At 43.3% G+C, this 11,895-nt stretch carries 6 protein-coding genes; 3 read left to right on the top strand and 3 right to left on the bottom strand.

The genetic code is table 11. From position 1 onward, the window contains the following. Window positions 1-2,337: LamG domain-containing protein (locus JWR87_RS07720; protein ID WP_297817870.1), on the bottom strand; the 2,337-nt coding region annotated here is incomplete at its 3' end. 798 nt (window positions 2,338-3,135) lie between these two features. Between JWR87_RS07720 and JWR87_RS07715 the strand changes: the two genes are divergently transcribed. Beyond that, complete coding sequence (locus JWR87_RS07715) at window positions 3,136-7,128, top strand: ATP-binding protein (RefSeq protein WP_297817867.1); 3,993 nt, start codon at window positions 3,136-3,138, stop codon at window positions 7,126-7,128. Window positions 7,129-7,468: 340 nt separating this feature from the next. On the opposite strand, the gene JWR87_RS07710 is transcribed toward JWR87_RS07715, so the two are convergent. After that, window positions 7,469-9,703: a xanthine dehydrogenase family protein molybdopterin-binding subunit gene (locus JWR87_RS07710; RefSeq protein ID WP_297817864.1), complete on the bottom strand. Its 2,235-nt coding sequence runs from the start codon at window positions 9,701-9,703 to the stop codon at window positions 7,469-7,471. Between the two features lie 177 nt (window positions 9,704-9,880). On the opposite strand from JWR87_RS07710, the gene JWR87_RS07705 reads away from it, so the two are divergent. Both JWR87_RS07705 and JWR87_RS07700 read left to right on the top strand, forming a co-directional pair. Beyond that, window positions 9,881-10,144: a hypothetical protein gene (locus tag JWR87_RS07705; RefSeq protein WP_297817861.1), complete on the top strand. Its 264-nt coding sequence runs from the start codon at window positions 9,881-9,883 to the stop codon at window positions 10,142-10,144. 165 nt (window positions 10,145-10,309) lie between these two features. Then, window positions 10,310-10,483, top strand: a complete 174-nt coding sequence (locus tag JWR87_RS07700; RefSeq protein ID WP_297817858.1) for a hypothetical protein — start codon at window positions 10,310-10,312, stop codon at window positions 10,481-10,483. A 440-nt stretch (window positions 10,484-10,923) separates the two neighbouring features. Here JWR87_RS07700 and JWR87_RS07695 read toward each other — a convergent pair. Then, window positions 10,924-11,895 (bottom strand): carboxymuconolactone decarboxylase family protein (locus JWR87_RS07695; protein ID WP_297817855.1); only part of this gene is annotated, 972 nt, incomplete at its 5' end.

Genomic DNA, 11,895 nt, shown 5'->3' with positions numbered 1-11,895 from the left:
GCCGGTAAACAATCGTGTTTGATTCTTAGTTGCCTCTTCAATACTTAAGGCCACATTGTACACCCGTATTTCGTCGATAAAGCCTTTGAACAATTGGGTGGGAAGCCCTCTTCCGATGTATACCACCTGGTTTGGCGTAGAAGTGGAGTAAGGCGCAAGAGCACGGCCGATTACAGCATTCCCCAGCATAATGAACAGGGAGTCTTTGGTGTGTATGCCTGTTACATGAACAAAAGTGTTTGATGAATTGCTGTAGTTGCCTGTGGCTGTAAAACCCTTGAAGGAGAAGGACAACTTTCCGTTGGCATCAAAGCCTAACACGTATTGGTTGTTTCTGTAAAAAATTACCTGGTTGGATGGGCTAGCCGCATCAGGCTTTATCCAGGCTTCTACAGTAAATGAAGAGTCGGAAAATGGTGCTGTTGTGCTATCAAGCTGCAGGTAGCTATTTGTAGTGCCGTTTAGGTAAATGCTTTTACCCAACTGCGCCTGGCTGTTGCTTTGCAGGCGAACAGCTACATCTTCCACTGCCTGCCCGTTGTCGTAGGTTATTCGTCCATATATGTTACCGGTCGGGCTTCTAAAGCCGATACTTGTTAGCGACTCATTTGAAAATATTGAGGTGTTATTACACTTCACCACGCCCATAACCTGGTAGCTATAATACACACCGGGGCTTCCTTTGGTATCATCGGTTTGGTACTCGGTATTGGCAGAGCCGGGTACCGATGCCATTTGTACAAAATCGTTGCTACCGTAGGTTGCGCGTTTTATAATAAAGTTGTCAAACGCTCCACTACTCGTCCAGCGCAGTTCAGTTCGGTCAGGGAAATAGCCTTTTGAAACTTCAAGTTGAACCAGGCTACCTATTTGTATGGGGAGCACATTTCCGGTTGCCTGCACTGCGGCAAAAGCAGAGAAGTTAGAAGTAAGTGGTGGTACAATCTGCAATGCATAACTGTAACTATTGCATATAGAAATTTGTTTGTCTGTGTAGGTCCCTTTTTCAAAATCCGCTTTTGCCAGTTTAATTTCGCTTTGGTTATTTGAAGTATTGTTTGATCGATAAATTATAAATGATGCACCGGGTATCCATGCTGAGGTAAGCGGATTCCAGGTAATAAGCGCGGAGTTGTTGTTGAATAATACTGCCGTTGCGGTTGCAGGTAGAGCATTGAATGCCACAGCAACCGTCGCCTGTTTTGCCAACTCCCAGTTGAAGTTTGGGAAGGCCCGCGCCACCCGTATGTACATCTGGGGCGAGAGGTCTTTGTCAATGTTGTAGGTGTAGCTCGTCTTTGTTCGGTCATAATCAAAACTTACCTCTCGGGCATCAGTAAAATTGGCGTTGTCGGCAACCTGTATTTTGAATTTGTCCGTAACAGCATTATTAGAACTTACTGCATCAATGGTCCATGTAAAGGCAACCTGTTGGGTAGTAGCGTTGTAGGTAGCCAAAGCCGTTTTGGGTAGGGTAAATGCGGGTACCGAAACAGAAGCAGAGTTGTTGGTTATTCGGCTGCTATATGCTGACTGGCGATAGTAGTAGTCCTTAGGTGCATTGGCTACTGCCGCATCGGCTGAGCCACTTGTAGCTATAGCCAAATCCCCCGTGAGTTTTGTATTTGTACCAGCATCGTACAATGCAATAGTGCTTTGGTTATCCACCTCATTCAAAACTACTTTTGAATAGCTAACCCTGGCTTTCGCTTCATATATCCCATTATTTAGAACCGTAACAAAACTGTAGGTTGGCGTACTAATAGTACTCATGAGCGTAGTGGTAATCGCTTTTGTATCGCTTGTATTATCATAGCCACCCTGTATACCCCCTCCGTTGCCCCGCCTAAGCTGAACGTCTACTCTGATACCTTTAATGTTTGCTGTGGTGTTTGTAAGAAAGAAATCAATATACCGAATGCGATTATAGCCGTCAGGTACACCTGCAGAAGTATTTATGGTATTTCCGTACTTATTCTCACTTTGGAAAACCGACCAGTCATATACATAATTATAAAATGGAACATAATTCACATTGTCTACTGTGTAGTAGAATGTGGCATTGCTCATTGTTAGCTCGGTCGTTCCGTCTACCCCGCAACAGCCAAAAACAGAACCATTATGTGCAAACGATTCAAGGTGAATTGAGCCGGTTGACGCATTGTAATTCGCTTTAAAAAATTGTTGGGCGTGGTCGGTATACCAACCAGCTATTGCCTGTGCAGACGAAAAAAAGAATATGCTTATTAGCACAAAGGTTTTAATGAAATTTCTTTTAGTGCCAGGCTTTTTGGCGCTGCTAAGGACCGAACTTATAAGTGTAGATGCAAAAATCATGGTGCAGGTATTTTGGTATTGAAAAAGTGGACGCGGGTGTACTGTTAAGTCGCTTACGAAAGTAGGTTGAGCCATGGCGCCCGGCTACCAGTATTGGTTCAAATGCTATCAATTTTGATGCATTCTCCTTGCAAAACCTTTGTTATTAGCCTTAATTGTTACGCCGGAGTTGATTGCAGAAACATAATTATACTTCACATCAATGTCATTAACTTATGAAGCCTTTTTTGGTTTGATCCTTTTTTCTTTATTCAACTCCGGTTGTGTCACTCACTTGTACCGCATCTTTTTATAGCATCTTTTACCGGCAACAGGTATTACAATTGTCCGCTTTAAATAATATTAGCTGTTAATACAATGACATGGCTTGCTGCATGGTTGATTTCCGTGAAAAACGGAACAATGGGTGCATTGCTGAATATTGTACAAAAAGTAAAAGGGTGCGACGCAACGATGTAAAACAGTAGCAATAACGCCTGGCCCAAAAAAATGATTGCACTACTTGTTCCGTCAAAAGAAAGTTTTTATGCTGCCCAATCTATATAGCATGATACCGTCTACATATTCGCCTTTCATTATTATGCGGCTAAAAAGTTTAATTGGTACGCGATGATGTTAAGCCATCGTGGCGTACCTTTTGTCTTCGGGGTTTATCGAAAAGTTAGGGATTGCATCGTTCGTGGCAATGAAAAGGAGTTTTAAGAACTAAATGCTGCAACCATTTGATGTGTAACGTAATTGACTGAATTTCTTTATATTTTTTTCCTATCATAACTTCCCTAAAAACATCTAATCCAGTTGGGTAAACAAAACAACTCACTGCTTCTGCCAGCTTTAATAGTTATACATTTTTTGTTCTATTGTAACGCGGCAAGTTCGCAATCGTTGCTGCTTACCAACGAGCAGCATTATGGCGTTGAAGAAGGATTACCGCAGAGTTTTATCAGTGGTATTACCCAGGATGAAGACGGTTTTATCTGGCTTGCCACCCTTGATGGCCTGTGCCGCTTCGACGGCAGAAATTTCAAGACCATAAGATTTCTTCCGAATGAGCCGGGTAGTCTTGCCGCAAACGCTATAAGTTGCCTTGGTGTTCCGGTCAACAACGTTCTCCCAATTTTTTACAGTGTTATGCAAGCCGATGCATACGACATGCGCACTTTTAAAGTAACCCGCAATAGACAGGTACAAAACAACCGTAATCTTTCTAACGCCCGATGGGATTGGTTTGGGAGAGTTTCGGCAACATCAGGACTACTGTTTACCACCATCAATGATAAAGGGGTAGGTTGGATAGAACACAAAGACGGAAAAGTTGCATATGCTAACCGGGCAAATGGCTTATTGCAACAGGATACCGTTCACGCAATGGTTCAGGCGCCGAACGGCACCTTGTACCTGGTAAGTGCAAACGGAGTACAGGTAAGTGATAGCAACCGTAAACACTTTAAGATGTACAGGTTTGATACGAAAGTAAAAAAACGACCCAAATGGTTTAGTCAACTGCAGGAGGTAGATAGTTACAGCATTGCGTTGTTGTCTCCAACCAACCTGCTGCTCCTTGATGGTAACAGGCTTATCTTCCTCGACATAATTAGTAACACCAGCCGTATCCTAAACATTCCTCAGCAGTATAAAAAACCAACAGTACCAAGTGAATTAATGTACATAGATGGCAAGGGCAGACCTTACTTTACCAATGCCGGCCGCATTTTTCGGCTTGAGGACGACGGGCAATTGAAAATGCTATGGGAAAATACCCGGCGGCCCGACTTACGGATAAACGTAATGTTTATTGATCGTACTGATGTGCTTTGGGTGAGTGTAGATGCACAAGGATTGTTGAAAGTAGACCTCCACGCCCCGGCGTTTAAATCGTTTGCTTACAAAAACAACTTCATAACAGACGTGTTGCAACAAGCCTTCGGAAGTGCGGTTGGTTTGCCAAAGGCGTGGAATAATGATGAAGCAACTTATTACTTCCGGCAGGTACGCGATACCAGGGGCAACCTTTATGCTGCGGGTAGCCTTAATGGCATTAGCAAGGTTTTTAGCCTAAATGCAAAGGGAGTACAGGCACTGCCCGGCCTCGCAAGCAACCTGGGGCATACCGCACTGGTAAATCTTCCGGGAGACATTCTTGCTGCTTATGACCAGAGTGAATCTGCATGGTACCGATGGAAAGATCCGGCATTACCCCCAACGAAACATGATGGCGATGCGGAAGGCATGAAGGGTGTAGAAGTTGCAGATGCAGCTTACATTGGTGGCTATACCTGGATTTCAACCTACCAACACGGCTTATTGCAATACGATGGCCGGAAAATAATAAACCAGTTTCACGGCACTTTAGCCGCCGGTTCCATGCCGAAAGCTTTAACAGAGATTTGCCCTGATCCGATTTTTCCCGGTAAATTCTGGATCGGCTCCAGGGGTGGTGGACTAATACTTTGGGATGTGCAAAAAGGCTTGCAGCGGGTGTATACCGTAGAGGATGGCTTGCCAAACAATACCATTTATTGCATACTGCCAGACCGGTTTGGAACCATCTGGTGCAGCACGAACAAAGGCATTTTCAGGTTAAAGTATGGTACGAACCAATTAATGGTGTTTGAGAAAACTGACGGGCTACCCGGAAATGAATTCAACAGGGCGCATAAGTTTGCCTTTGCGGATGGACGGCTCTGCTTTGGAGGACTTGATGGCTACACCATTTTTGACCCGGTCAATTTCGACTTTAGCACTACGCATAAGGATGTTCCGGTAATGCTTACCGGCTTTCAGATAAACAACCGGTCACAAAACATTGATGTTGCAGGCAGCATTGTACAGCAACCGTTAAGCACCTTAACGTCGGTGGAGTTGAACCACAATGAGAATTATCTGCGTTTTGAGTTCGCAGCCATGTACTTTAACCAAGCATTAAAAGCAAAATACCGCTACCGTTTGGAGGGAGTCGACAAGGAATGGATAGAAAACGGTAACGACAATACTGCTTCGTATGCGGCATTGCCACCTGGCACTTATGCCCTGCATATAAATGCCAGCACAACAAATGGTGCATGGAGCAGTTTTGAAAGAACGCTCCGTATCAGGATACTTCCCCCCACCTGGGCCACCTGGTGGGCGTATATGATCTATGCTGTGTTGCTATCCCTCCTTGCAAGGCAGTATTTTATCTTCAGAGTCAAAAGATTTCGAACAATACAAAGTCTTGCATTTGAGAAGAAAGAAGCGATTCGATTGCGCGAAATGGACGAACAAAAAGACCGTTACTTCAGCAACATCACCCACGAATTTAGAACCCCGCTTACCCTTATCATTTCGCCATTAGAAAAACTACTGCAGGATAAAACGCTCTCTGCGCCTGTTATCCGTTTCATTGAAACAGCACAGCGTAACGCCCATCAGTTGCTCCGATTAATCAATGAGTTCCTCGACTTCAGTAAGCTTATTAATGGCCAGGTGAAACTGAAAAATTCCATGGGCGAACTACACCTGTTTGTTGCCGCCTGTGTTCAAACATTTGCAGGCGCAGCAGCCGCAAAACATATCGAACTGCATTTCATCAATCACGGTATTGCAGGAATGTATTCTTTTGATGAAGAAAAATGGGAGAAAGTACTCACCAACCTGCTAAGTAATGCCATGAAATTTACACCAGCCCATGGCCAGGTAACCGTATCGTTAACTGCACTGCCAGGCGATATAATGGAACTTGTAGTTATGGATAACGGTTTGGGGATTGGTGCATATGAGCAGCACAAAATATTTGAGCGTTTTTACCAGGTGGATAATACCCCCGTACGGAACCACGGCGGTACAGGCATAGGGCTGGCATTGGTAAAAGAACTTATTACCACTATGAACGGGCAGGTTGCTGTACAAAGCCAAATAGGTGGGCCAACCAGTTTTATTATACAAATCCCCGTCGAAAAAATGGCATCTGATTACTTAAGGCCAATTTTACACGTTACAGAAGCGCAACCTGTTTCATTCCATACAAATGGCAGAGGTGCCGTTCCAATTGTTTTGGTTGTAGAAGATAACGCTGAATTAAGGGGCTTTTTAGTGGAAAGCATGAGCCTTGCCTATAAGTGCCTGCAAGCTGGGGATGGAGCGGCAGCATGGGAAATTATCTTGCAAGAGTTGCCCGACATTGTAATTAGCGATGTGATGATGCCAGAAATGGATGGATATGGTTTGTGCCATCGCTGCAAAACGGACAACCGCACAGCCCACATTGGATTTATACTGCTTACCTCTAAAGCAGCAACCGAGGCTAAACTTAAAGGCCTGAAAACGGGTGCCGATGATTATATTACCAAACCCTTTAACCTACAGGAGCTGGACCTGCGTACTGCCAACCTGCTGCAGTTACAACAAAACGTAAGGGTACAGCTACAGGAAATGGTCCTTCCATCGGCTCCTGTTGAAATAGTAGCCCCTGTTAGCCACCCTTTTTTACAACAACTGTATGCTGAGATAGACGTAAAAATTAACGACGCTAACCTGGGGGTTGACCACCTAAGTAAAACGATGAACATGAGCCGCAGCACGCTTAACCGCAAATTACAAGCCCTGCTCGGCACCTCGCCCAACGAGCTAATCAGGCAATACAGGTTGCAAAAAGCAACAGAGCACATGGCTGCAGGCGCTGATGTAAGTACTGCTGCTTATAAGACCGGATTTAGCAGTCCCTCTTATTTTACGCAGTGCTTTAAGGAACACTACCAAATTACGCCAACCGAATGGATGGCAAGCAGAAATGCAAGAAGCAGCACTGTTTAAAATGTAGAGGATGGTACAGCTAGATAATAAAGTAAGCAGCACTTTTAGAAATCTCCAGGCCACGCGGAGCCCGCAAAAGTAGCCTTACAGAAGCTATTCAACAATCAACATTGTTGGCGACCGATATGCCACGCCTCAACCTTTATTTAAAATATATTTTTCTCGTTGTTGAGTGGGGCTTCATTTTATTACTCATCTCTGCCTACGTTATAGTAGTCTCCTGGTTCGTGAGCAACACGTGCAACGGCGCTGCTGACAAAAACCAACAAGGACAAAGACGTTCGTGATCTCCGTTTATCGCAATACTAAATCAAAACAATTTTTAGAATTATTTCTTCTATTATATAATTAATTTATCAGGAGTAATGGGTAAAGTTCTAATTCGTTTTCCCGTTGCATGATAAACGGCGTTTGCAACTGCGGCAGCAAAACCAACATTAGCAATTTCACCTAAACCTTTACTACCCATCGGATTTATGAAAGGGTCGGGTTTATCAATAAACAGTGCTTCTATATGCGGTACATCGGCACTCACAGGTAAGTGGTAATCAGCAAGGTTATTATTTACAAAAAGTCCAAAGCGATGATCGAACACACCGTCTTCCATAAGGGCCATTCCGATGCCGCTAACTACACCTCCCATAAGTTGGCTTCCGGCAGTCTTTTCGTTAATGATCTTTCCTGCATCCGCTACTGTAACTACTTTTTTTATGCGAACAACCCCGGTTGCCTCATGCACTTGTAGCTGAACGAAGTGAACAGCAAAAGAGTAGATAGAATATTTGTTCCTTTCGTCTCCTGCCTGGGAGTCTTTGGTTACTTCCAGATCTGAAAGATCCCTTTGCTTTAAAACTTCTGCATAAGCAACTCTTTTTGAAGGATCGGTTTTTAATGTGATGAACTCTTTTGCAAAATGGAGCTCTTCAAGCTTTGCATTTTGTAGCACTGAACCGGGTTTGGTTGTTACCAGTTCGGCCATCTTTTGGTGCAACGCAACACATACATCGTGTACTGCCGAACCTAAAGTAGAAGTAGTAGTGGAGCCCCCCTGTGTAGGTCCGGGCGGAAGCGATGAATCTCCTAATTCGAAAGTTATTTTATGGGGGGATAAACCAAATACTTCACTAGCAATGCCAGTCATAGTAGTTGCAGTTCCTGGTCCGCTGTCGCTTACTGCACTTTGCAATACGAGTGAACCCCCTGCTAATAAAGTAGCCTTAACTGTTGCCCTGCCTCGGTTGGCGTTAAAGTTGCCAGCTCCCATTCCATATCCTAGTTTCCATTCACCTTCACGCATAGCGTTAGGCCTGGGATCTCGTTTATTCCATCCAATTGCTTCCGCACCTTTTTGGTAACATTCTTTTAGAAACTTACTTGACCAGGGAAGGTTACGCACCGGATCAACATCTGCATGATTTTTTATCCGTAAATGGATCGGGTCAAGCTTTAATGCATAAGACAGTTCATCCATTGCGCATTCCAAGGCGTAAGCGCCTGTAGCTTCTCCCGGGCCTCGCATCCACGTAGGTGTACTCTTATTAAGAGCGATGATCTTATACCTTGTATTTACATTTGGGCACGCATACATGACCTTGGAAATGTCTACCGTTCTGTCGGTGAACTCTTCATAAGTAGATGTTTCGGAAATAGCCTCATGTGTAAGTCCGGTAAGCACTCCATCAGGCGTAGCACCTAAACCTATTTTTTGCCACGAATAGGGCCGGTAACCCACCATGGTAAACATTTGCGAACGCGTCAATACGAGCTTAACAGGCTTATTTATTTTTTTCGCAGCCAACACTGCAGCTATCACATGAGGCCATGTACGCAAACCCGACCCAAAGCCTCCTCCAACAAAATCGGCATTTACCTGTACGTTTTGCTCTTTCAGCTTAAAAGCATCCATAATGCTTCTTTGGGTCGATTTTACACCCTGCGTTTTATCATACACCGTCACCTTATCGGCTCCGTCCCAGGCGGCAGTTGTAGCATGAAGCTCCATAGGGTTATGCACTTCTACAGGAATAATATATTGGGCTTCTATTTTAATGGCTGCATTCTTATATGCATCGGCTTCACCTCTTACATAGTTGGCATAACGTGGGCCTTTTGGTAAAGCTGCTTTGTCTTTATTGGCTTCAACACTGGTCTGGTGGTCCTCTCTATTGTACTCAGTTTTAACTAACGTGGCAGCGTAGATCGCACGCTCGTAAGTATCTGCAATAACCATAGCAATGGGCTGACCTGCGAAATAGATATGTGCATTTTGAAATACTCTGAAAGGTTCACCACCGGTGGGAGGTTTGGCAGGATTGCCACCAGATTCGTATCCCGGTATTGCAGGCGCATTGCCATGATAAATTACTGCAAGAACACCGGGTGCCCTTTCAGCTTTTTTTGTATCGATGTTTTTAATTTGGCCTTTTGCAATGGTGCTTTCAACCAATACGGCATATGTCAATCCTGGTAGTATGTTATCGGCGGAATATTTTGCTGCACCGGTTACTTTCTGCCTGCCGTCAACACGGTCTAGCGCCGCGCCTTGCTGACCTCCTGAAAATTTTTCTTTTGCCATAAAATATATTTCAAGCTATACCCGCAGCAGTGTTTTTACCGAAGTTAATTGTTCCCCTCGCTTTTTGATAGAAGAAAAATTTTCGATCGGGCAGTTAGCACCAAGATTTCAATTGGTTGTTGTACGGGCTGTTATTTCTCAAAAAATAAATGCGCCCGTTAAATCAGTATATACCTGATGATGATATGCCATCATAGACCTACCTATACGGCTACTTACAGAGAAACGTTGGATGAAAAGGACAACCTGATGGCTTACTACGTAAAAGCCGGCGGTATACCTGAAGGCCCTTTTGGATACTCTCAAAATCGTTTTCCTGCTGGTGCAGTAAACAATCATTTAACTAAGGAGTGGAAGGTTGATTCTAACATAACAATTGGTGGAACCAGAGCTCCGGGGGTTAAACTTTCTTGGAGGTGCAGAGCAATCATTTTTAGATGAATTCGCTGGCAAAGACCGTATAGATTTTCGTCTAGAATTTTTTGAAAAAGCTAAGAATAAACCAGTGAGGAAAGACAACGATTATGATGCAGACAGACAGTGGTATTGAAACTAGTGAAAGAAAAGGCTAATTGGTGACAGGGTAACAATAACATTAGTCGAGGTGTGGCTACATACTTTTGTCACAACACTTATGTAGCACAGGTAGTGGATATAACCATGAAGGAAAACAAACCTGTAATTGATAACAGGAGAAACGAATCGATACTAGTTTCTATAATGGAAGGACCGATATCATTAAGAAATATTGGTTTGTGTGCAAATAAAAAAAGCAGCTAAGTTTTATCTTAACTGCTGATTGTAAAGTGGGAGCACACGGGTTTGAACCGGGTCCCTCTGCTTGTAAGACCTGAGAAGGGTGTTTTAGGTACTTCTAGTTAGTGCCATTTATTGGCTGAAGGTCTTACCCCTGTGGTTTTCATTGAATGTATCTTTATAATTGCTGTTGATAAAAAACAGTTGTTTTTTTAGAACATGCATCAAATCTTATATCGAATTTTTGTACAGTAATTTAAAATTCAAGTTTATGCAGCAAGACAATGTGAACGTGAAGTAGTTCTTGATGTGAGAAGAAAAAAAGATGGAACACGTTTTCCTTTAAAGCTTCGCATCACCCTTAAAGGTAGATCGTTTTAGTTAGTTCTAATCCCGCAATGTTTAATTATGTTTTGAAGGCGAATGTAAAAAGCAAAAAGATACCAAAGTAGCTTCCATTTCTATCACCGCAGGGGGTTATTGTATTCTTCATCAGTAACATGCTCCAACCACACAACAGGGGCTCTACTAGGATTTGTGCCGATTGTAACATGACTTAATTCACTATCAGGAGCTGCACCGTGCCAATGCTGAATATTGGGTTGGCACTTTATAATATCTCCTTTATGAAGTTCTCTTACCGGCTTACCCTTTTCCTGGTAACGGCCAATACCATTCGTAACCAGTAATATCTGACCGCCGGGATGATAATGCCATCTTGTTCTGGCGCCCGGTTCAAATGTTACGTTACCAACTGAAGTATTGAAGGTAGTATCGTTGGTTACAAGCATTTGAAGCCATGCTGTACCGGTGAAATTATTGTTTGATATTCTTGTGCCTTTCGGAAAGATTTCACCTTCATTTACTTTGCTACTGCCTTGCAAATTAATTTTCTCTGTCTTGTTCAAAACTGCTTCTAATACCTGGTTTGCTGTACTGCCTTCTTTGCTACCCACCGTTGTTTGCAGCACTGAAACAATGCTTTGTAACTGCGCTGGTGTAAGTCCGGTATTCAAACCTACATTTAAGTGTGAACGCAATTGATTTTCTGTGCCACCAAGAGAAGCTAAAGCCGAAATGGTTACAATCTCCCTTGTTTTAAAATCCAAAATATCCCTACGGAAAATATCAGCAAACAAATGTTCTTTTAAAAAGGTATCAATAATTGCAACAAACTTTTGTGGAGCGCCTGTGGCTGTAGAGCTGGTTAACTTTGTTTGAACATCTTTGCCATATGCAAACTTGCTTTTGGTGTTTGCGACTTTCGTTGGTTCTTTGCCTGCCACATCGCTGATGCCTTTTTGCTTACGTTCCTCAACAACTTTTTGTAGCGCGGAGATAGCATTCAAACTTCGTGGAAACCCGGCATAAGCATATAAATGTACCAGCACTTCTTTGATTTCATTAATGGTTAATCGCGCATCTAAGCCTTCGTT

The organism is Segetibacter sp., assembly GCF_025963695.1.
Taxonomy (GTDB): Bacteria; Bacteroidota; Bacteroidia; order Chitinophagales; family Chitinophagaceae; genus Segetibacter.
The sequence above is the reverse complement of the archived record's forward strand: the minus strand, read 5'-3'. Positions and strand labels throughout refer to the sequence as shown.

Excerpts from the sequence above, each read along its gene's own strand:
- JWR87_RS07705 (WP_297817861.1), top strand. The coding sequence starts at position 9,881 with ATGATGATATGCCATCATAGACCTACCTATACGGCTACTTACAGAGAA.
- JWR87_RS07710 (WP_297817864.1), bottom strand. The coding sequence starts at position 9,703 with ATGGCAAAAGAAAAATTTTCAGGAGGTCAGCAAGGCGCGGCGCTAGAC.